This window comes from Mycobacterium sp. DL99 (assembly GCF_004762045.1).
Lineage (GTDB): Bacteria > Actinomycetota > Actinomycetes > Mycobacteriales > Mycobacteriaceae > Mycobacterium.
Window position 1 is genome coordinate 4163864 of record NZ_SJOM01000007.1, and the last position, 21123, is coordinate 4184986.

General features: G+C 67.8%; 16 protein-coding genes. 3 read left to right on the plus strand and 13 right to left on the minus strand.

What is annotated here, in order from left to right; genetic code table 11:
• The first annotated feature begins 4 nt into the window (after positions 1-4).
• Both EYZ64_RS20440 and EYZ64_RS32095 read left to right on the plus strand, forming a co-directional pair.
• Complete coding sequence (locus EYZ64_RS20440; protein WP_135456159.1) at positions 5-553, plus strand: hypothetical protein; 549 nt, start codon at positions 5-7, stop codon at positions 551-553.
• Positions 554-896: 343 nt separating this feature from the next.
• Positions 897-1049 (plus strand): hypothetical protein, encoded by a 153-nt coding sequence (locus EYZ64_RS32095; RefSeq protein ID WP_167857898.1) that lies wholly within the window; start codon positions 897-899, stop codon positions 1047-1049.
• Positions 1050-1068: 19 nt separating this feature from the next.
• Here EYZ64_RS32095 and era read toward each other — a convergent pair whose 3' ends face one another.
• The 9 genes from era to hrcA form a co-directional block, all read right to left on the minus strand.
• Complete coding sequence (gene era, locus EYZ64_RS20445; protein WP_135456160.1) at positions 1069-1968, minus strand: GTPase Era; 900 nt, start codon at positions 1966-1968, stop codon at positions 1069-1071.
• Between the two features lie 79 nt (positions 1969-2047).
• The gene (locus EYZ64_RS20450) at positions 2048-2365 is read right to left on the minus strand and encodes a cytidine deaminase-like protein (RefSeq protein WP_135456162.1); all 318 of its coding nucleotides are present in this window, start codon (positions 2363-2365) and stop codon (positions 2048-2050) included.
• Complete coding sequence (locus tag EYZ64_RS20455; RefSeq protein ID WP_135456164.1) at positions 2358-3659, minus strand: hemolysin family protein; 1302 nt, start codon at positions 3657-3659, stop codon at positions 2358-2360. Before EYZ64_RS20455 ends, EYZ64_RS20450 begins: the two co-directional genes overlap by 8 nt.
• Positions 3656-4192 carry an rRNA maturation RNase YbeY gene (gene ybeY / locus EYZ64_RS20460; protein WP_135456165.1) on the minus strand — a complete coding sequence of 179 codons (537 nt, stop codon included), beginning with the start codon at positions 4190-4192 and terminating at the stop codon, positions 3656-3658. Before ybeY ends, EYZ64_RS20455 begins: the two co-directional genes overlap by 4 nt.
• 61 nt (positions 4193-4253) lie before the next feature.
• The gene (locus EYZ64_RS20465) at positions 4254-5300 is read right to left on the minus strand and encodes a PhoH family protein (protein ID WP_135456167.1); all 1047 of its coding nucleotides are present in this window, start codon (positions 5298-5300) and stop codon (positions 4254-4256) included.
• Positions 5301-5439: 139 nt separating this feature from the next.
• The gene (locus EYZ64_RS20470; protein WP_135456169.1) at positions 5440-5994 is read right to left on the minus strand and encodes a hypothetical protein; all 555 of its coding nucleotides are present in this window, start codon (positions 5992-5994) and stop codon (positions 5440-5442) included.
• A gap of 245 nt (positions 5995-6239) precedes the next feature.
• Positions 6240-6989 (minus strand): 16S rRNA (uracil(1498)-N(3))-methyltransferase, encoded by a 750-nt coding sequence (locus EYZ64_RS20475; protein WP_135456171.1) that lies wholly within the window; start codon positions 6987-6989, stop codon positions 6240-6242.
• Between the two features lie 5 nt (positions 6990-6994).
• Entirely contained in the window at positions 6995-8137 is a 1143-nt protein-coding gene (dnaJ, locus tag EYZ64_RS20480; RefSeq protein WP_135456173.1) for a molecular chaperone DnaJ, read from the minus strand.
• A gap of 45 nt (positions 8138-8182) precedes the next feature.
• Positions 8183-9214: a heat-inducible transcriptional repressor HrcA gene (gene hrcA, locus EYZ64_RS20485; RefSeq protein ID WP_135456175.1), complete on the minus strand. Its 1032-nt coding sequence runs from the start codon at positions 9212-9214 to the stop codon at positions 8183-8185.
• 205 nt (positions 9215-9419) lie between these two features.
• On the opposite strand from hrcA, the gene EYZ64_RS20490 reads away from it, so the two are divergent.
• Complete coding sequence (locus EYZ64_RS20490; protein WP_039322059.1) at positions 9420-9734, plus strand: type II toxin-antitoxin system VapB family antitoxin; 315 nt, start codon at positions 9420-9422, stop codon at positions 9732-9734.
• Positions 9735-9754: 20 nt separating this feature from the next.
• On the opposite strand, the gene EYZ64_RS20495 is transcribed toward EYZ64_RS20490, so the two are convergent.
• From EYZ64_RS20495 to EYZ64_RS20510, 4 genes are read right to left on the minus strand one after another with little or no spacing between them, the layout of a single operon-like run.
• Positions 9755-9967: an MbtH family protein gene (locus EYZ64_RS20495; protein ID WP_135456178.1), complete on the minus strand. Its 213-nt coding sequence runs from the start codon at positions 9965-9967 to the stop codon at positions 9755-9757.
• The gene (mbtG, locus tag EYZ64_RS20500) at positions 9945-11246 is read right to left on the minus strand and encodes an NADPH-dependent L-lysine N(6)-monooxygenase MbtG (protein WP_135456180.1); all 1302 of its coding nucleotides are present in this window, start codon (positions 11244-11246) and stop codon (positions 9945-9947) included. The genes EYZ64_RS20495 and mbtG overlap by 23 nt, the downstream gene beginning before the upstream one ends.
• Positions 11243-15670 (minus strand): non-ribosomal peptide synthetase, encoded by a 4428-nt coding sequence (locus EYZ64_RS20505; protein ID WP_135456182.1) that lies wholly within the window; start codon positions 15668-15670, stop codon positions 11243-11245. The genes mbtG and EYZ64_RS20505 overlap by 4 nt, the downstream gene beginning before the upstream one ends.
• A complete protein-coding gene (locus tag EYZ64_RS20510) occupies positions 15667-21123 on the minus strand; it encodes a non-ribosomal peptide synthetase (protein WP_286175308.1) in 5457 nt (1818 codons plus the stop codon). The genes EYZ64_RS20505 and EYZ64_RS20510 overlap by 4 nt, the downstream gene beginning before the upstream one ends.

Consider the following 21123-nt stretch of genomic DNA (forward strand, 5'->3'; position numbering starts at 1 on the left):
ACCCATGCCCGATCACAACTGGGACGATCCAGATCCCGATGACGAACAGTTCCCGAGCGAACTCGATGCTCTGGATTTCGGCGACGCTGGACACCATGACGACGACCACGACGACCGGTCAGGGCTCGACGCGTACACCGTCGACGAAACCCCCGCCGGTTCAACGGCTGATACCTCCGCACCTGCCATACCCGTTGACGACGATTCGGACGACACCTCGGGACCTGTCACCTTTGGCGTAACCAACGCGGCCGGAACGATAACCGCGCAAGCCACGATCTCGGGCGCGATCAACCGGATCGAGCTGTCCTCGTCGATCACCTCGATGACCGAATCGGACCTCGCACGCGACATCATGGTCACCGCCAAGCTGGCGAACCTACAAGGCCGGGCCATCCAGCGCGCGATGGTCCAAAGCCTTCTCATGTATCAGGGAATGGATCCCGATGTCGCCGCGCAGTTCATCGACGAGATCACCGACCTGCCTACACCGGCACAGTCCGAGGCGGCCCAAGCCGAGGCCATGGCGGCGTATCTGCGGGGCGAACACTGATCGTCGACGGCGACATGGACAGCGACCGGGGCGGCGATGCTGGTCGGACCCAGTTCGTCGGTCAGTTAAGATTTTGCAGGCTATCGAGTAGGCCAAGGGGGCTGCCGCAATGAGCTATCCGGATCCGTACCATCCCCAGCAGCAACCTCCGCCGGGGCCGTATCCGCCCGCGCCGCCCGGACCCTACGGATACGGTTATCCGCCCAACGTTGCACCCAACGGTGGCTACCCGCCCGCTGCACCTCACGGCGCCCAGCCACAACCGCAGTATTACCCACCGCCCACTACAACTGAGCAACAGGGCGCCAAGCGGAACGACGGCAATTCGTGGGGATGGCAGCTCATGGAGGCGCTGTTGAATCTCTTCAGCGGCTCCACATCACACGGACTGGGCGACAGCGCACGAGATCGCGTCAAGACCGCGCTGATCCTTGTCGGCGTGGGGATTCTCGGGATCGCGATCCTCATCGCGATTGCGGTGTTGATGAGCAAATAGCGGCGGCTCGCCGGGCCGGTCAGAAGCCGAGCCGGCCGAGCTGCTTGGGATCACGCTGCCAGTTCTTGGCGATCTTGACCCGCAGGTCGAGATAAACCTTTGTGCCGAGCAGCTTTTCGATCTGCGTGCGGGCGGCCGTGCCGACCTCGCGCAGCCTCGCACCGCCTTTGCCGATCACGATGCCCTTCTGGCTGTCACGCTCGACGTAGAGGATGGCGTGCACGTCGATGAGATCGTCACGACCCTCCCTTTCCTCGACCTCCTCGATGACAACAGCCAGCGAGTGCGGCAACTCGTCGCGCACGCCCTCGAGGGCGGCCTCGCGGATGAGCTCGGCCATCAGGACTTCTTCTGGCTCGTCCGTCAGCTCACCGTCGGGGTAATAGGCAGGCCCCTGCGGCAGTTTCGAGACCAGGACATCGGTGAGCACATCGAGTTGTTCGCCCGCGGTGGCCGAGACGGGCACGATGTCGGCATCGGGCCCCAGGAGCTCACTGACGGCCATCAGCTGTTCCGCGACCCGATCCTTCGGCACCTTGTCGATCTTGGTGACGACGGCGATCAGCGTGGTCCTGGGCGCCACCGCGCGGATCTGCTGATAGATCCAGCGGTCACCGGGGCCGATGCGCTCATCGGCGGGGATGCACAGACCGATCACGTCCACCTCGGAATAGGTGTCCTTGACCAGGTCATTGAGCCGCTGCCCGAGCAGGGTGCGCGGCCGGTGCAGCCCGGGGGTATCGACCAGGATGATCTGGAAGTCCTCACGGTGCACGATGCCGCGGATGGTGTGCCGGGTGGTCTGCGGCCGGTTCGAGGTGATCGCGACCTTCTGGCCCACCAGCGCATTGGTCAGCGTCGACTTGCCGGTATTAGGCCGGCCGACGAAACACACGAAGCCGGAACGGAATTCACTCATCGCACTCCCCTTGTCACCGACACTGCGGTGAGATCACGATCTGTACCGGAAACGCGATCTGTGCGCAGTCTCGGCGGTGTCATAGCGGTGTTCCGGCTCGGTCGGTGACGATCACCGTGGCGTCGGCGGACAGTTCCCGGACCGCGACGACGCCGGCGTCGTCAGCCGCACCGCCGACCAGCACCGCGGCCTCCAGCCCGGTGGCACCGCTGGACACCGCGGCGGCCACCGCCGCCTGGAGTGCGGTGAGCTGCAGCGCCGCCAGGGTCACCGGTGCTCCGGCATAGGTACGGCCGTCCTGATCGCGCACCGCCGCACCCGAGGACGCCTCGGCTCGGCCCATCGCGCCTCGCGCCAACACCACGAGCTTGTTGTCTTCTGCGTCGAGCTCAGTCATCGGTACCTCGGGTCTCCTGTTTCTCAGATTCGGCCGGGCTCACCAGAACTGTGCCGATCCGCACCCGCCCACGATGGTCGGAGCCGCCCTCGGCCTGCAACCTCAGGCCGTCCCATGTCACTTCGGCGCCGGGCAGAGGTACGCGGCCCAATTCGAATGCCACGAGACCACCGACGGTGTCCACGTCGAGATTTTCGTCCGCCTCCATCTCGTAGAGCTCGCAGAGGTCTTCGATCGGCAGCCGCGCCGACACCCGGTACCGGCGATCGCCGAGGTCTTCGACCGGAACCACCTCACCGGCGTCGTACTCGTCGACGATCTCACCGACGATTTCCTCCAGCACGTCCTCGATCGTGACCAGGCCGGCGATCGCGCCGTATTCATCGACGAGCAGCGCCATGTGGTTACGGTCGCGCTGCATCTCGTTGAGCAGTTCGTCGAGCGGCTTGGAGTCAGGCACGAACACCGCCGGACGCATCACCTGCGCCACGTTGGTGTCGCGGCCGCCGTTGGTCGAGTAATAGGTCTGCTGGACAAGATCTTTCAGATAGACCACGCCGACGACGTCGTCGACGTTCTCGCCGATCACCGGGATGCGGGAGTGTCCGCTCCGCACTGCCAACGACGTGGCTTGGCCGGCCGACTTGTCCGATTCGATCCACACCATCTCGGTGCGCGGCACCATGACCTCACGGGCCGGGGTGTCCCCGAGTTCGAACACCGACTGGATCATCCGGCGTTCCTCGTCAGCCACCACCCCCCGCTGCTGGGCCAGGTCGACGACCTCACGCAATTCGATCTCGGAGGCGAACGGGCCGTTACGGAAGCCACGGCCGGGGGTCAGTGCGTTACCCATCAGCACCAGCAGCCGGCTGATCGGGGTGAGCAACACCGAGATCGCCTGCAGCGGCAAGGCCGACATCAACGCGATGGAATAGGCGTTCTGCCTGCCGACCGTTCGCGGGCCGACACCGATGACCACGAAGCTCGTCACCACCATGATCGCGGCCGAGGCCACCAGTCCCCAGCCCACGCCGAGCAGCCCGTCCAGGAAGGACACCAGCAGGACGGTGGCACTGATCTCGCAGGTGATCCGCAGCAGCACAACAAGGTTGATGTAGCGGGGCCGTTCGGCAACAACCCGGCTGAGCCGGGCGGCGCCGGGACGTTCGTCGCGGACCAATTCCTCGATCCGCGCTATCGAGACAGTGGACAGGGCCGCGTCGATGGCCGCGAACAAGCCACCGAACCCGACCAGCACCACGGCGCCGAGCAGCGGAAGTAATTCGGTCACGGTTCGTCGAAGTATCGGGACTTGTCCAGCAGGCGCTGATCTTTCTGGCTCTGCCGGTCGGCGTGGTACGCCTCGACCTGATCAGCCACCCATTCCTCGAGGAGCTGACGCTGCAGCGCGAACATCTCTTTTTCCTCGTCCGGTTCGGCGTGGTCGTAGCCGAGCAGATGCAGCACCCCGTGCACGGTCAGCAGGGCCAGCTCCTGACCGAGCGAGTGCCCGGCCTTGGTGGCTTGCTGTTCGGCGAATTCCGGGCACAACACGATGTCGCCGAGCATGGACGGACCCGGCTCGGGAGAATCCGGCCGTCCCCCGGGCTCCAGCTCGTCCATCGGGAAACTCATCACGTCGGTGGGCCCCGGCAGGTCCATCCACCGCATGTGCAGATCGGCCATGGCGGCGCTGTCCACCAGCACCATCGACAGCTCAGCCGCCGGGTTCACGTCCATCTTCGCGATGACGAACCGGGCGACGCTGATCAGTTCCTCTTCGGAGACATCGATCCCCGACTCGTTGGATACCTCGACGCTCATGCGGTTCCCTCGCAGGCTCGGGTCCCGGATGCCGTCTGCTGATTTGCTCCGCAAGCGTCGCTCATCGGCGGGGCCGTCCGTTCGACGAACGGCGTTGGGCACGGTTGAGCAATACCGGCTCCTCATGTCGGGCGTAGGCGTCGACGATCTCGGACACCAGCCGATGCCGTACCACGTCGGCACTGGTGAGCTCGGCGAAGTGGATGTCCTCGATCCCGTCGAGGATGCTGATCGCGGCCCGTAGGCCCGACCGCGCCCCACCCGGCAGGTCTACCTGCGTGATATCGCCGGTGACAACGATTTTCGAGCCGAATCCCAGGCGGGTCAGGAACATCTTCATCTGTTCGGCGGTGGTGTTCTGCGCCTCGTCGAGGATGATGAACGCATCATTGAGGCTTCTCCCGCGCATGAATGCCAGCGGTGCCACCTCGATCACCCCTGCGGCCAACAGGTTCGGGATAGCGGCCGGATCCATCATGTCGTGCAGCGCGTCATAGAGCGGCCGCAGATACGGGTCGATCTTCTCGGTCAATGTGCCGGGCAGAAAGCCGAGGCGCTCACCGGCTTCCACCGCGGGCCGGGTCAGGATGATCCGGTTGACCTGCTTGGACTGCAGCGCGCTCACCGCCTTGGCCATCGCCAGGTACGTCTTGCCGGTACCGGCCGGGCCGATGCCGAACACGATCGTGTGCGCATCGATGGCGTCGACGTAGCGCTTCTGGTTGAGCGTCTTGGGCCGGATGGTCTTGCCACGGCGGCTCAGGATGTCGAGCGTCAGCACCTCGGCCGGCGACGCGTCCTCGGTACCCGTGAGGATGGCGACGCTGTGGCGGACCGCCTCGGGTGTCACCGCCTGCCCGCTGGAGGCGACGGCGATGAGCTCGGCGACGACGCGTTCGGCCAGCGCGACGTCAGCGGGCTCGCCGGTGAAGGTGATCTCGTTGCCGCGGGCGTGAATGTCGGCGATCAGAAGTCTTTCGAGTGCCCGCAGATTCTCATCGGCGGAGCCGAGCAGGCCCACGATGATGTCGGGCGGAACAGTGATGCTGCTGCGGACCGATTCCGATGCGGTGGCCGACGAGTCAGCGGTCGTGTCGCGGGGCGTCACGTGGAGTTTGTGCCTGCTTTCCGTGTTTCCGAACGGCCGGCTGCCGTCGTACTGTTACCAGTTTACCGCCGGTCAACGACACGCCCCAATGGTTAAGCAGGATGGTGGCGCGCCGCAGGTGAGGTGGGTCGCGCCGTCGTCAGCCGGTGAATCCCGCCAGTTTCGCCGCGACCGCCGCACCGTCCGGCTCGCCGTACAGTTTGTCGGGAACCCAGTCGAAGAACGCCACCGACGGACAATCGCCGGCGGGCCCGTTCACCGTGCCCAGATTTCCGATGTACTTGCCCGTCTGGGCTTCGCGGAGCTCGATGTCGTATTCGACGGCGTAGTGATCGATGGTGACGGGCTTATCCCACGCAGTCGATTCACATTGTCCTGACTTCACCTCAGTGCCGGACTTGCGGGTCAGGCAGGCAGCGACATTTATTTCAGACAGGGCTTCACTGCGCTGGTCGGCCACCTGATACCACGAGCCGTCCTTCATCCCTTGGAAGAAGGACGCGAACTTGTACGGCTTTGCATAGGCCCCGGCGTTGCTCACTGAGCCGTCCTTGCACACGACGTCAAATTCGGTCGACCATTCGGCCGTGATCGCGTTCGCCGCACGCTGTTCGTCGCTCACCACACGTTCTTCACCTCTGTCGACCGATTTTGCGACGACAGCCAGGGCGCCGAGAAGCGCGATGACTGCCACGACGACTCCCCCGATGATGAGCCCCGAGTTCTTCGACGGAGGCCGGGGCGGCTGGCCGTACGGCGACCACTGCGGTGGCGGGCCGTAGGGCGGCGGCACGCCCGCCCGGCCCTGCCACGGCTGCCCCTGAGGCGGTGGCCAATGCGGGGGCTGCTGCCCGTATGGCGATTGTCCGTAGGGCGGCGGGCCTTGCGGCGGAAAACTCACGAATGGAGCGTAATGCCTGGCCAAGGCCGCCGGCGGCGCTAAATCTCCCAGCGCGCCGTCAGCGCACCGATCGCCCCCAACGCCACGGCGGCTGCGGTCGACGTACGCAGCACGGTCGGGCCCAGGCGGACCGCCTTCGCGCCGGCCCCGGTCAGCGCGACGATCTCCTCATCGGCGATGCCGCCTTCCGGACCGACGATGAGCATCAGCGAATCCGCTTGGGCCAGAGGTAGTTCCGTGAGCGGCTCGGTGGCCGACTCGTGCAATGCCAGCACCACCGCTCCGCCGGCGACGGCGTCGGCGACGCGCTGGGTCAGCGCAGACGTCGAGACCACACCGTCGATCACCGGGATGTAGGGGCGCCGTGACTGCCGCGCCGCCGAGCGGGCCACCGCCTCCCAACGCCTCAGGCCCTTGTCCACCTTCGGGCCTTCCCAGCGGGCCACGCACCGAGTCGCCTGCCAGGCAACAAAGCCATCGGCACCGGCCTCGGTCGCCAGCTCCACGGCCAGCTCTGAGCGGTCGGATTTGGGTAGCGCCTGCACCACGGTGACCGGCGGGCGCGGGCCGGCGATGGCGACCCGCTCGGTCACCCGCGCCGACAACCGGCCCTTGGCGGTCTCTTCGACGACACAGCGCGCCAGCGTCCCGGCGCCGTCGCTCAAGTCGATCTGTTCGCCGACGCGGATGCGACGCACGTTGGCCGCGTGGAAGCCCTCGTCGCCGTCGACGACGGCCAGTTCCCCCGCGCCCGGCAGCGCGTCGACGTAGAAAAGCGCTGCGCTCACGGGCGTCAGCGGCCGGAGAACGTCTCGCGCAGCCGGCTGAACAGACCGCCAGAACTCGCCGAGGCCTGCGTCGAGCGCACCTCCGCGGCGTCGCGGCTGCGGTTCTCCTTCAGCTTGCGCAGCAGGTCGGTATCGGTGCTGTCGAGCCGCGACGGCACCACCACGTCGATGTGCGCGTGCAGGTCACCACGCACCCCGGAGCGCAGATGTGGCATGCCGTGGCCGCGCAATGTGGTCACCGAACCGGGCTGGGTGCCCGCGGCGATCGTCAGTTCGGTGGGGCCGTCGAGGATCGCGTCGACGGTGACCGTGGTGCCCAGCGCAGCGTCGACCATCGGCACCGAAATGGTGCAGTGCAGGTCATCACCGTCACGGACGAAGATCTCGTGCTGCTTCTCGTGGACCTCGACGTAAAGGTCGCCGGCGGGACCGCCGCCCGGTCCGACCTCGCCCTGGGCGGCCAGCCGGACGCGCATCCCGTCGCCCACACCGGCCGGGATCTTGACACTGATCTCGCGGCGGGCGCGCACCCGGCCGTCACCGCCGCACCGGTTGCACGGATCCGGGATGACCTCACCGATTCCGCCGCAGACCGGGCACGGACGGGTGGTCATCACCTGGCCCAGCAGCGAGCGCTGCACGGTCTGGATCTCACCGCGGCCGTCACAGGTGTCGCAGGTGACCGGCGTGGAATTGCCGTTGGTGCCCTTGCCGTGGCACAGGTCGCACAGCACCGCGGTATCCACACTCACCTGCTTGGTCACGCCGGTCGCGCACTCAGCCAGGTCCAGCCGCATCCGCAGCAGGGAATCGGCGCCGGGCCGCACCCGGCCGACCGGCCCGCGCGATGCGGTGCCGCCGCCGAAGAAGGCCTCGAAGACATCGCCCAGACCGCCGAACCCACTGAACCCGCCGGGCGCACCGCCCACCGACTCCATCGGGTCGCCACCCATGTCCACGATGCGGCGCTTCTCCGGATCCGACAGCACCTCATAGGCGACCTGGATCTCGGTGAACCGGGCCTGCGCTTCCTCGTCGGGGTTGACGTCGGGATGCAGCTCACGTGCCAGCCGCCGATAGGCACGTTTGATCTCCGAATCGCTCGCGCCTTTGCTCACTCCGAGCGAGCCGTAATAATCGCGTGCCACGCTGACCTTGCCTGACCTTTCTGTGCCGGACGTATCCCGGCTGTATTACCGAGTACCTAAGACTTCGCCGATGTACAGAGCAACTGCCGCAACATTGGCGATGGTCCCCGGGTAGTCCATTCGGGTGGGACCGACCACACCCATTCCGCCGTACACCTTGCCCGAACTGCCGTACGTCGTGCTCACCACCGACGTACCCAGCATCTGTTCGGCCTCGGTCTCGTGACCGATCCGCACGGTTACCTTGCCCGCTTCCTGCTGGGCTGCCAACAACCGCAGCACCACCACCTGCTCCTCCAGCGCCTCCAGCACCGACCGCAGCGATCCGCCGAAATCAGCGGTGTTCCGGGTCAGGTTGGCGGTGCCGCCGAGTAGCAGCCGTTCCTCAGTGTGCTCAACGAGTGTCTCGACCAGGACAGTCGCCGACCGCCCGACCGCATCGGCCAGCGCACCGTGGCCGTTGAGATGTGAAGCCAGATCACTCACCGCGATCGAGGCGGCGGTGATCGGCTTGCCTTCGAGCGCCTGCCCCAACGTCTCGCGCAACTTCGACAGCTCATGCTCGTCGATGGCATCGCCGAGCTCCACGATGCGCTGATCCACCCGGCCCGAATCGGTGATGACCACCAGCAGCAACCGCGCCGGGGTCAGCGCCACCACCTCAAGGTGGCGGACGGACGAGGTGGACAGCGTCGGGTACTGCACGATCGCGACCTGTCGGGTCAGCTGGGCGAGCAGCCGCACCGCGCGCCGCAGCACGTCGTCCAGGTCGACCCCGGACTCCAGAAAGGACAGGATCGCGCGGCGCTCCGACGAGGACAACGGCTTGACGTTGTCGATCCGGTCGACGAACTCGCGGTAGCCCTTCTCTGTGGGCACCCGGCCCGAGCTGGTGTGCGGCTGGGCGATGTAACCCTCGGCCTCCAGCACCGCCATGTCATTGCGGACAGTGGCGCTGGACACGCCCAGGTTGTGACGCTCGACGAGGGTCTTGGAGCCGATGGGCTCCTTGGTGGCCACGAAGTCGGCGACGATGGCGCGCAACACCTCGAAACGACGTTCGTCGGCGCTCCCCACCTGTTCACCTACCCTTCGCAGCAGCGATGCCTTTATATTGCTCGGTTCATTTTACTGATCAGCAGCGGGTTTACCGATTCGCGGCGAGCGCCGGGGATCATTGCGCCGAGCGATACCGGCGCAGGCAATAACCCGCGAACGTATTAGCCTGGGCAACTATGCCGATGGCAAGACCGCGGAACACTGCGACGGACGCGGGCCGGCGATGATCTTCAAAGGCGTCCAGGAGGGCAAACCCTACCCGGAGCACGGGCTGTCCTACCGGGACTGGTCCCGCATTCCGCCGCGCCAGCTGCGCCTCGACGAGCTGGTCACCACCACCACGGTGCTCGCCCTGGACCGGCTGTTGTCCGAGGACTCGACGTTCTACGGCGACCTGTTCCCGCACGCGGTGAAGTGGCGCGGCGACATCTACCTCGAAGACGGTCTGCACCGGGCCGTGCGCGCGGCGCTGCGGAACCGCACCATCCTGCATGCCCGGGTGTTCGACATGGACGCGCTCGCGCCCAGCCCGGCGTAACCGCCGTCGCTCAGCTGTCCCTAATTCGCCATTGCCTCACGCAGGCTGTTGGGCCGCAGATCGGTCCAATTCGCCTCGACGTAGCTCAGGCACTCGGCGCGGCCGGCCTCACCGAAGGCCACCCGCCAGCCGGCCGGCACATCCGCGAACGCCGGCCACAGGCTGTGCTGGTCCTCGCCATTGACCAGTACGTAGAACGTGCCGTTCTCGTCATCGAACGGATTGGAACTCATCGAGTCTCCTCATCGAGGGGTGGGCCAGGTCTGCACCCAGCACCCGGTCGGACAACAGGCCAAGACAGCTCAGGTTCGGGAAGCCCGGGCCCTGGGTGAGCCCGGCCAGCCCCGGAAGGAACAACTTGGGGAAGACGTCGGTCAGCGCCAGGTCGTGACCGATGTGCTCCTGTAGCGCGTCACCGGTCAGCGGGCCGCCCAGACCCAGCTCGAGCAGATCCAGGGCGTCCTGGCTGAACAACGGGGCGAACCACAACGCATCGGCGCCCGATCCGTCGATCACCAGATCGAAGCCGTGCACGGTCTCGACCGCTTCACCCCCGGTGTTGGTGGACAGCGTCAACCGGATCCGCTCGTCGCGGGCCACCGCGTGGGCGACCCGGCCGCGGAGATGGCGGATCCGGTCGTCGGCCAGCAGCGCATCCTGAACGCGCGCCGAGAAAACGCCACGATCGGTGCGGGCCAACGCATCCCGGCGCTCGGCCAGGGTGAGCCCGGTCCATCCGGTCGGATCGGAGAACAGGGTGTTCTCGAAGAATCCCTCGCCTCGGGTGAACAGGGTGACTGTCGGCGAGATCACCGTGATGGTCGAAACCCGGTGGCGGAACAGCTCGTTGAGCATCGACGCGGCGGTCTCACCACCGCCGATCACCGCCACCCGCTCGGCGGTGATGAGCTCGTGCTTGCCGGCCTGATGCCAGAACTGCGCGATCGACATCACCCGGGGGTTGCCCGGCAGCACCGAGCGTTCGGCCTGACCGGGCCCGGTGACCATCAGACCGTCGGCGCTTACGGTGTCCTCGGCGGTGTGCAGAACCCACCGGCGCGCATCTGCGTCGATTGAGATCTTTTCCACCTCACCGGAAACCACCCTCATCCCGATGCCATCGGCCACCCAGCCCAGATACTGGCTCCAGCGTTTGTGGGTCGGCGCGGGCCTGCCGCGGTCCACCCACTCGGCGAATCCACCGGTGGCGATCAGGTAGGCCTGCCAACTGTGCCGGGTCATGCGCTCGTCGAGCTCGGCGTTGCGCCGCGACACGAGGGACGATCGGTACGGGAAGCCGACGTCCTTCTCGGGCCCGGTGCCGAGACGATGATTGCCGTCGGTCCAGCCGCCGACGGCCTGCCAGTTGGCGGCCACCCCGGCACGCTCGACGACGACGACGTCGGGAGCCGGCACACCCATCGCCCGCAACTCGGCGGCCTTGGCGGCCACTGCGATGGCCTTGGGTCCGGCCCCGATTACGGCCAGCGTGGGGGTCGATGGGGCACTCATTGGGTCACCTCTCGCAACACCTCTCGCAATGCGTCCTGCCACATCGCCTGCAGGGTGGCGATGTCCTCGGCGGACAGGATGTCGGGCAGGGTCCGCCACTGGGTGCCGAGCACGGCTTCCCCGTCGCGGTCGATCACCGCGGCCATGATCGTCAGTTCATGACGCACAGCGACATTCGGTTCTGGCACCGGAGTCACACCCGTCTGCAACGACCGGTCCTGCAGCAGGGCGTGATCAGATGCATCCAGCTCGATCCGACCCAGGTAGTTGAGCAGTACCTGCGGATCCCGATGCGTTCCCAGCCGTTCGGCGGTGTCCTCGCGCAGGTACCGCAGCAGCCCGTAGTCGATCGCGTCGCCCGGGATCGCGGTCACCTGCGCAGCCACCCCGTGGGCGTCATCGGCGGTGAGCCGCAACGGGTAGATCATGCTGAGCAGCCCGGCGGTGTCACCGGTATCGACCTCGTCATGATCTGACACCACCGCGTCCGACCGGCCGTGGGTCTCCAGCGCCAGCAACGGCGCCGGGGTCGGCCGGCCTCGGTGACGACGCCAATCGGTCAGGGCGCGCGCCGTTGCCGCGGCCAGCACTTCGGTCACCGGGACCGGTCCGCTCAACAGCCGGGCGGTCACCTCGGGCTCGGCGAAGGCCATCACGATCGTCACGTCGGCCATCCGGTCGATGGTGGAATCGATCCGGCGGGCGCCGATGTCAGGATCGTCGCCCTCGAACTGCTGCTCCCAGAAACCGCACGTGTCGAGTTCGGCCGCCCGATCGGTGAGTAGACGGGACCACTGCCGCAATGGGGTGTGTTCTCGCACCGGCATCGGATCACGCCCGGAAGCCAATGCGTGCCAGGCATTTTCGAGTTCACCCACCAGAATTCGCCACGATGCCGGGTCCAGCGCCAGCACATGGGCGGTCAGGATCAGCAGACCGCCATCAGTCTGTGGGTGATGCAACCAGACCGCGTCGAGCATCGATCCGTTCTCGGGATCCATACGCTGCACCGAGAGCTCGGCCTGCTCGGCCACCGCGGCGTTGAGATCACCGTCGGCCGTGGCTTCCGACAGCACCTCGCGCGGTGTGTGTGCGACCAAGGCCAGCGCCTCGCGGTCCAGCCGGGTGCGCAGCACCTCGTGCCCGTCGATCACATTGCGCAACAGCGCTTCCAGCTGCGCGCGGGTGACGCCCGCGGGCAGCCGGAACACCTCGGTCTGCGCGAGCCGGCGAGGATCGCCGTACTGGTAGAGCCACCGCCCGTTGGGCAGCAACGGGATCGGGCCCGCCCCTTCGTCGGCCGCATTGTCACCGCGCTCGACGGCGACCTCGTCGGAGTCGATCGCGGCCCCGAGTTCGCGAACGGTCGCGCAATCCAGCATCAACCGGGCCCGCAGCGCCACGCCGCGGCGCCGCACGGCCTGCACGACCGACAGGGCCACGATGCTGTCCAACCCGAGATCGAGAAAGTCGGCGGTGACGTCGATACCCGATCCCTCGGGAGTTCCCAGGACTTCGGCCAGCACTTCGGCGAGCACCCGCTCGGTCTCGGTGGCCGGATGCTCGGAGCCCTCGGCAGAGCCGCCGGTGCCGACCGAAGCCAGCGCGGCGTCGTCGACCTTGCCGTTGATGGTCAGCGGGATCTCGTCGACGACGACGATGTGGTGTGGCACGAGATGTCTTGGCAGGGTGGCGGTCAGCATCCGGCGCAACTCGGCGACGTGGGTATCGGTGACCACGTACGCGACCAGTCGCGGCCCGCTGCGGTGCTGACGTACCGCCACGTGGGCATGCCGCACCCCGGGATGGGTGTGCAGTGTCGCGGCCACCTCTCCTGGCTCCACGCGGAATCCGCGGATCTTGACCTGGTCGTCGCTGCGACCGAGAAACTCGATAGCACGCGATTGGGGGTTGCGGCGCACCACGTCACCGGTGCGGTACATACGCGCACCCGGCGTGAATGGATCGGCGACGAACCGGCCTGCCGTCTCCCCCGCCCGGCCGAGGTAGCCGCGCGTCAATTGGCCACCGGCCAAATACAGTTCGCCGTACACGCCGTCGGGAACCGGCCGCAGCCAGCCGTCGAGCACATAGGCCGCGGTCGAATCCGTGGGACGACCGATGCACGGTTGCTCGTGGTCGGCGATCGCCGCGACGACGGCTTCCACCGTGGTCTCGGTGGGGCCGTAGCAGTTGTGCGCGGACATCCAGGTGCGCTCGCACTCGGCCTGGATCCCCTGCCAGGTGGCGTTGTCGATGGCCTCCCCGCCGAGCGCGAGCACTGCCAACGGCACCCGGCTGAGCAGCCCGGCCGCGCGCAACGAGGCGAACATCGACGGGGTGGTGTCGATCATGTCGATCGCGAAGCGCCCGATGGTGTCCACCAGCGCCTCGGCGTCGCGCTGCACCTCGTCGGAGACGATGTGCACGGTGTGCCCGTCGAGCAGCGCCGCCAACGGCTGCCAGGCGGCATCGAAGGTGAACGACCAGGCGTGCGCCACCCGCAACGGGCGGCCGAGGCGCTTGGCCGCGGGCTGCAGCACATGGTGGGCGTGATCCGCGGCATAGGCGCGCAGCGCCTGATGGGTTCCGATGACTCCCTTGGGCTTTCCGGTGGTCCCGGACGTGAACACGATGTAGGCGGCCTGGCCGGGCCGAACCCGCGCGGGCCGGTAGTCGGCGTCCGCCTCGGAACCGGCGGATGCCAGGAACGCGTCGTCGACGATGAGCTGTGCGGGCCGGGCTGCGCCGATCTGGCGCAGGATCTCGGCAACCCGTTCCTCGGGCATGGCCGGATCCAGCGGCACGATCATCGCGCCCGCCTTGAGCACTGCGAGCATCGCCACCACGTAGTCGGGCCCCCGGCGCAACCGGATGGGGACCGGAGTCTCCGCGCGCACACCACGGCGGATCAGCTCGGCGGCCAGGCGATCGGCGGCATCGTCAAGCTCGCGATAGCTGAGTTCTCCCCCGTCCCAACTCAATGCCACCGAACCGAGCCGCCCCTCGGCGATCTCACTGAACGCGATGTGAAAGCCCGTGCGGAACCGGTCATCGTCGGCAACGGTTGGCGCCCCGGCCGGCCGCGGATCGTCGTCGAGCGTGACGGCCACCTCGCGCAGCGGACGCTCCCAGCCGTCCAACAGCCGTTGGACGACGGCCAGCACCCGCAGTCCCAGGGCACGCGGATCGAGCAGTCCCAGTGCCCCGTCGAGGGTTTCGACGAGCACCGTGAGCCGGCCGTGGGTCGGATGTGCGGCGATGGTGACCGGGAAGTGCGACAGGCTCTCCAGCGCCGACGGCCGCAGCACCGCCCCGCCGAGATCGAACTCGTCGCTGCCGACCAGTCCGCCGGGCGGGAAGTTCTCGTAGACCAGCAGGGTGTCGTACAGCTCGCCGATGCCGCCGAGCGAACGCAACTCGGTATGGCTGAGGTAGCTGTGCTCACGCAGTTCGGCGGCTTCGCGCTGCAGGGCAAGGGACTGGCTGCCGACCGGCAGGCTGGGGTCGACCCGGACCCGCAGCGGCACCGTGTTGATGAACAGGCCGACCATCGACTCGACGCCCGCCAGCTCGTCCGGGCGCCCCGACACCGTGACGCCGTACACCACATCGGTGCGGTCGGTGAAGACTGAAAGAATTGTCGCCCAGGCCATCTGGAACAGGGTGTTGACGGTGACGCCCCGACGCCGGGCTGCCTCGAAGATCGCGGCGGACTGCTGTTCGTCGAGCGTCACCTCGGTGCGCGCGGGCAGGCCCGGCTGGGTTTCCCGCCCGGACAGCACCGGAGACAGCAGGGTGGGCGCATCCATGCCGTACAGATGGGCCTGCCACCGTGCCCGGCTGGCCTGCTGATCGCGCCCCGCCAGCCAGCCGATGTAATCGCGATACGGGCGCACCGTGGACGGCAGCGCGGTGACGTCGCCCTTGGCCCCGTAGAGCGCCAGAAGCTCGCCGACGAAGACCGGCAACGACCAGCCGTCGATCGCGATGTGATGGGCAACGATCACCAGACGCCAATGCAGGCCCGGCTTTTCGATGAGCAGGAAACGGATCAGCGGCCCGCGTCCGAGGTCGAACCGCCGGGCGCGCTCCTCGGCCTCCAGCGTGACCGCCTGCGCTTCATCGGTCTGCACATGCCGCCAGGGCAAGTCGATCGCCGACGGGACCACCGCCACCGGGCGGCTCAGGTTTCCCTGGAAGAAGCTGGCCCGCAGGTTCGGATGACGCACCAGCATCGCCTCGGCGCAGGTCCTCAGCAGCTCGACGTCCAGTGCCCCGTCGACGTCGGCGGCCATCGCGATGACGTACGGATCGGCGCCGTCGTCCCCCTCGGTCAGCCCGGCCAGGGAATACAGCCCCTGCTGCAGCGGGCTGAGCGCCAGGACATCCTCGACGCCGGGCGGCGTTCCAGTTGTCGTCATGTCGAGATCCCCTGGTCCTGGCCCCATCCCGCGGTCAGCGCGGCCAGTTCGTCGGGCGAAAGGCCCGATGCGGACATCGGCTCATGGCGCACGTCGGCCGCTGCAGCGCCGTCGCCCGCCGCGTCGATCGCGGCAGCCAGGTCGGCCAGCCCGGGATGTTCGAACACCATGCGTGCTGTCATCGCCATGCCGGCATCGCGCGCCCGCGCCGCGAGCTGCACGGCCAGGATGCTGTCGCCGCCGAGGGTGAAGAAGTCGTCATACCGCCCCACGTCGGTGGCACCGAGAAGGTCCACCAGCATCGCCGCCAGCGCGTGCTCGGTCGGGGTGGCCGGCGGCTCGGACGGTGCTGAGGCGGTGACTCGCGGACGGGTCAGAGTGGCGGGTTCGATGTCGTCGACCACGGTGAGCACGGCACCGGCGAACTCCTCGGGCAGCGCGGTCCGTGCGTTGTCCAGGAAGGTGTCGGTGTCAGTCACTCCCGGCTCGAGCACCACGTAGCCGGCCAACGTGATGGCGCCACGGCCGTCCCAATGCCTGGTCGCCGCGACCGCCACGCCGTCGAGCGCTTCCAGCGCGGCCTGCAGGCGGGGCTCACCGGTGATGATCGGCTCAAGCCGGCCGTCGGTGGTCCAGCGGCCCCGGTCCCCGGTGCGGTACAGCTGTCCCTCGCCAAAAGGGTTGGGCGCGAAGCGCTGTGCGGCAATCCCGGCGGCAGCCCGGGCGGCCTCGTCCACCGCACCACCGGCGTAGTAGACGTCCCCGGTGACACCGATGGCCGCCGGTTGACGCCACTCGTCGAGCAGGTAGACGCGGTCCGCACCCTCGGTCTGCGGCAGCCCGGCCGGCGGTACCGCCTTGCGGCTCCAGTCATCGACCAGCTGGTCGCGTTCGGCCGCGTCGAGAACCGCGATGTCGCGCACCGTCTGGTCGGCGTCGCCGGCAAAAGCTTCGACGATGCGGTGCAGCCAGCCCACGAGACGCCGCGCGGTGGCCGCCTCGTAGAGCTCGGTGCGGTAGATGACGGTGGCCCGATACCCGGCGCCGGCTTCGGCGAAGAAGTTGAGCGACAGGTCGGCGTGGGCCACATCGAAGGTGGGTTCCAGTGCCGTGAAACGGGTTTCACCGTCAGCACCGGAGTCGATGACCTGCTCGGCCGGCAGGTCCTCACGTACGTGCACCACGACTCCGAACAGCGGGTTGCGCGCCAGCGAACGCACCGGGCTCACCGCGTCGACGACCCGGTCGAACGGCAGGTCCTGATGCTTGTAGGCGGCCAGCGCCATGTCGCGGGAACGGCGCAGCACCTCGCGCAGGGTCGGGTTGCCGGACAGGTCGTTGCGCAGCACCACGATGTTGATGAAGAACCCGATCAGCGCGTCGAGTTCGGGCGCGGTGCGCCCGGCCACCGGGGTACCCAGCGCGATGTCGCTGCCCTGACCGGACTTGTGGAGAGCGATCGCGACCGCTGCCTGCAACACCATGAACTCGGTGACTTCGAGTTCACGACTGAGCGCGACGAGCTTGCCCCGCAGTGCCGCGTCGATCGTGAAGTCGAGTGCCTTGCCCTCACCGGTCGGCACCGGTGGCCGCGGGAAGTCCGGCTGCAGGCCGTTCTCGACGTCCGGCTCCCCCGACAGCCCCGCCAATTGCTTTGTCCAGTAGGCGCGTTGTTCCTCGACACGCTCCTCTGCGCCCGAGAGCACCTCGGCCTGCCAGGCCGCGAAGTCGGCGTACTGCACCGGCAGCGGTGCCCATTCGGGCACCTGTCCGGTCCGGCGTGCGTGGTAGGCGGTCAGCAGGTCGGTGAACAGCACTGTCCCCGACCAGTGGTCGGCGGCGATGTGGTGCACGATCAGCGAGAGCACATGCGAGTCTGGGGTGGACAGCATCGCGGCGCGGACCGGCCACTCGTTCTCCAGGTCGAAGCAGTACCGCCGTTCGGCATCGAGTTCGCCCTGTACCCAATTCTCGCCCGTCCCGTCGGCACGACGCACCGCGACCGGAGCGGCGGGATGGACGACCTGGTAAGGCACACCGTCGATCTCGCGATAGGTGGTGCGCAGGATCTCGTGGCGGGCGACCACATCGCTTACCGCGGTCGCCAGTGCCTCGACATCGCAGGGTCCGGTCAGTCGTGCGGCGAAGGGCACGTTGTTGACCGGGTTGGGTCCGTCGATGCGGAACTGGAACCACTGCCGGTGCTGGGCCGCCGACATCTGTGCCGGGCCGTCATGGGTGGTGGCCACGATGGCAGGTAGGCCGGCACCGACGCCCGAGGCGCGCAGTTCGTCGACCTTGGCCGCCAGGCCCGCCACCGTGGCGTTCTCGAACACATCAGCCACGCCGAGTTCGACACCGCAGCGGGCTCGAACGGCGGCAACGAGTTTGGTGGCCAGCAGCGAGTGGCCGCCCAGATCGAAGAACGAGTCGTCAGCGCCGACGCCGTCCCGCTCGAGCAATTCACCGAACAGGGCGACGATCTCGTGTTCGGTTTCGGTGTCCGGCGCGCGGAATTCGGTGGCCGAGCGGATCTCCGGCTCCGGCAGGGCCCGGCGATCGATCTTGCCGTGCGCGGTGATCGGGATCTCGGCCAGCTCGACGAACGCCGCGGGGATCATGTACTCGGGCAGCGCGGCGGTCACCCTGGCCCGGATGCGGTCGATCTCGACCTGTTCGGCGTCGGCGGCCGGCGTGATGTAGGCGACCAGGCTCTTGCCCAGCGACGGCAGGTCGCTGACCACGACCACGGCCTGCCCCACCGACGGGTCGACGGAGATGGCCGCGGAGACCTCGCCCAGTTCGATTCGGAAGCCACGGATCTTGACCTGCTCGTCGGCCCGGCCGACGAATTCGATGTCACCGTCGGCGTTGCGCCGGGCCAGGTCACCCGACCGGTACATCCGTCCGCCGGGATTGAACGGATCGGCGACGAACCGTTCCGCGGTCAGGCGTGGACGATCGTGATAGCCGTGCGCGACATGCGTTCCGCCGATGTAGATCTCACCGATCACCCCGACCGGAACCGGCTGCAGTGCATCGTCGAGCAGGTGAATCGTGGTGTTGATCTTCGGTGTGCCGATCGGCACGATCCGTGCGCCCTGCTTGCCCTGGACCTTGTAACGGGTGCAGTTGAGCACCGTTTCGGTGGGGCCGTAGAAGTTGTGCAGCAGGGAGTCGAATGTGGCGAGGAACTTGTCGGCGATCTCCCCGGGCAGCGCCTCGCCACCGATCGGGACGCGCTGCAGCGTGCGCCACTCGTTGACACCGGGCAGGGAAAGGAACAGCCCGAGCAGTGACGGGACGAAGTGCATCGACGTGATGCCCTCGTCGCGCAGCAGATCGGTGAGGTACCCGATGTCGCCCAGCCCGCCCGGCTTCGGGATCACCAGGCGCGCACCGGCGGCGAGCATGCCGAAGATCTCGCCGATCGACACGTCGAAGCTCTGCGAGGCCACCTGCAGCAGGCGTTCGTCCTCGGTGACCTGGTAATCGCCGCCGAACCAGACGAAGTACTCCGCGATCGGCCGGTGCGGCACCGGCACGCCCTTGGGCAGGCCGGTGGATCCCGACGTGTAGATCAGATACGCGGTGTTGTCCGGACGCAGCGGCCGGACCCGCTCGGCGTCGGTCGGATCCGTGGCCGGATAGTGCTCCAGGCCGTCGACCGGCTCGCGCAGAACGATTTTCGGATCGGAGTCCTCGAGAATGTAGGTCAGCCGGTCCTCGGGATAGGTCGGGTCGACCGGCAGGTACACCGCACCGGCCTTGACGATGCCCAGCGCCGTGATGACCAGTTCGGGCGACTTCTCCAGCAGCACCGCCACCCGGTCCTCGGTACCGATGCCCTGCCCGATCAGCCAGTGCGCCAACCGGTTCGCCGACTCGTTGATCTCGCGATAGGTGTAGTGGCGGCCCTCGTAGACCACCGCGACGGCGTCGGGGGTACGGGCGGCCTGCTCGGTGACCAGCGCCGCCAACGTGGTCGCCGGCGTCGCGAACTGCTCACCGGTGGACACCGCGCGCACCCATTCGGCGTCCTCGGCGGTGAACAGGACCAGCCGCGACAGCGGCCGGTCGGGCTCGTCGAGTGCACTGTCCAGCAGCACGACGAAGTGCCGCAGCATCTGTGCGGCCAGCTCGGCATCCATCACCTCGGTGAGATGCTCGGCCTCCACCACTGCACCGGCTGCGTCGAGTTCGATCATGAAACCCAGTGGCAGCCGGGTGTGTTGGCCGCGCAGGTCGGCACGCCCGCTCGTCACGCCCTCCGGGGCGAAACCGCCACCGTCGGGCTCGCGGAACCCGAAGCTCACCCGGGTCATCCGCTCGGCCCCGTGGCGGCGGTCCGGGTTGAGCTCGGCCACCACCCGGTCGAGGTTGACCCGTTGGTGCGCGAAGGCACCGATGGCGGTGTCCCGGGTGGACGCGACGAGATCCCGGAACCCCGCCGAGCCCTGCGGTCGCAGCCGCATCGCCACGGTGTTGCCGTAATAGCCGATGGTTTCGTCGGTGTCGCGGTTGAGCACCGGGGTGGCGATCAGGAAATCGTCGGTATGGGTGTAGCGGTGGATGAGTGCGCCGAAGGCCGCCAGCAGGACCATGTACGGCGTGGCACCGGTTTCGCGGGCGAGCGCCGATACGCGGGCAACCGTCTCGGCAGACAACCGCACCGCGCTGCGCTGGGACCGAAAACCGTTGGGAACCACCGACCCCGACGGACCGGGCAACTCCAGCGGCTCCGGTGGGTTCGCCAGCACCTCCCGCCAGTACGCCAGGTCCTCGCCGCCGTCCCCGGCGGCGGCCACCGTCACCCGCGGCGTCTCGGCAAGCTGCGCTCCGGAATAAGCCCGGGTCAAGTCTGTGAAGAAGACCCGCCACGATCCGTCATCCCAGGCGATGTGGTGAGCGACGAGCAGCATCACGTGTTCAGCGGTCCCGGTCTTGATCAGCGAGATCCGTAGCGGGGAGTCGCTGCTCAGATCGAAGGCCGTGCCGAACTCGCGCTGCGCCAGCACCTCTAGCCGCAGCATGCGGGCCCGCTCGGATTTGTCGGACAGATCGTGGACCGCCCAGCCCGGGGTCAGGTCACCGTGGACCGTCGCGGTGGGCTCGCCGTTCTCGTCGGCCCGATACGTGGTGCGCAGGATCGGGTGCCGACGTGCCACCGCATTCAGGGCATCGTGCAGCCCCTCGGCGTCGATCACCCCACTGAGCCGGTAGGACAGGCAGATGTTGAGCAGTACCCCGCTCGGGTCGAATCCCTGCACGAACCACATCCGGCGCTGCCCGTCCGTGAGCACAGTCGGGTCGACCGGTGCGCCTTCGGAGCCCGAGACCGCCTGCCCGGGTTCCGCACCCGACGCCGCCAGGCCCCGTTCGGCAAGCCTGCGCCGCATCAGCTCCAGACGCGCGTCGGAAGTGCGGGGGGCTGCCGAGTCGGCACTAACCAT

Bases quoted from the DNA above. Each gene is read 5' to 3' on its own strand.
- EYZ64_RS20440 (WP_135456159.1), top strand. From the start codon at position 5: ATGCCCGATCACAACTGGGACGATCCAGATCCCGATGACGAACAGTTC.
- EYZ64_RS32095 (WP_167857898.1), top strand. From the start codon at position 897: ATGGAGGCGCTGTTGAATCTCTTCAGCGGCTCCACATCACACGGACTG.
- era (WP_135456160.1), bottom strand. From the start codon at position 1,968: ATGAGTGAATTCCGTTCCGGCTTCGTGTGTTTCGTCGGCCGGCCTAAT.
- EYZ64_RS20450 (WP_135456162.1), bottom strand. From the start codon at position 2,365: ATGACTGAGCTCGACGCAGAAGACAACAAGCTCGTGGTGTTGGCGCGA.
- ybeY (WP_135456165.1), bottom strand. From the start codon at position 4,192: ATGAGCGTCGAGGTATCCAACGAGTCGGGGATCGATGTCTCCGAAGAG.
- EYZ64_RS20490 (WP_039322059.1), top strand. From the start codon at position 9,420: ATGATCTTCAAAGGCGTCCAGGAGGGCAAACCCTACCCGGAGCACGGG.
- EYZ64_RS20495 (WP_135456178.1), bottom strand. From the start codon at position 9,967: ATGAGTTCCAATCCGTTCGATGACGAGAACGGCACGTTCTACGTACTG.
- mbtG (WP_135456180.1), bottom strand. From the start codon at position 11,246: ATGAGTGCCCCATCGACCCCCACGCTGGCCGTAATCGGGGCCGGACCC.
- EYZ64_RS20505 (WP_135456182.1), bottom strand. From the start codon at position 15,670: ATGACGACAACTGGAACGCCGCCCGGCGTCGAGGATGTCCTGGCGCTC.
- EYZ64_RS20510 (WP_286175308.1), bottom strand. From the start codon at position 21,123: ATGGTTAGTGCCGACTCGGCAGCCCCCCGCACTTCCGACGCGCGTCTG.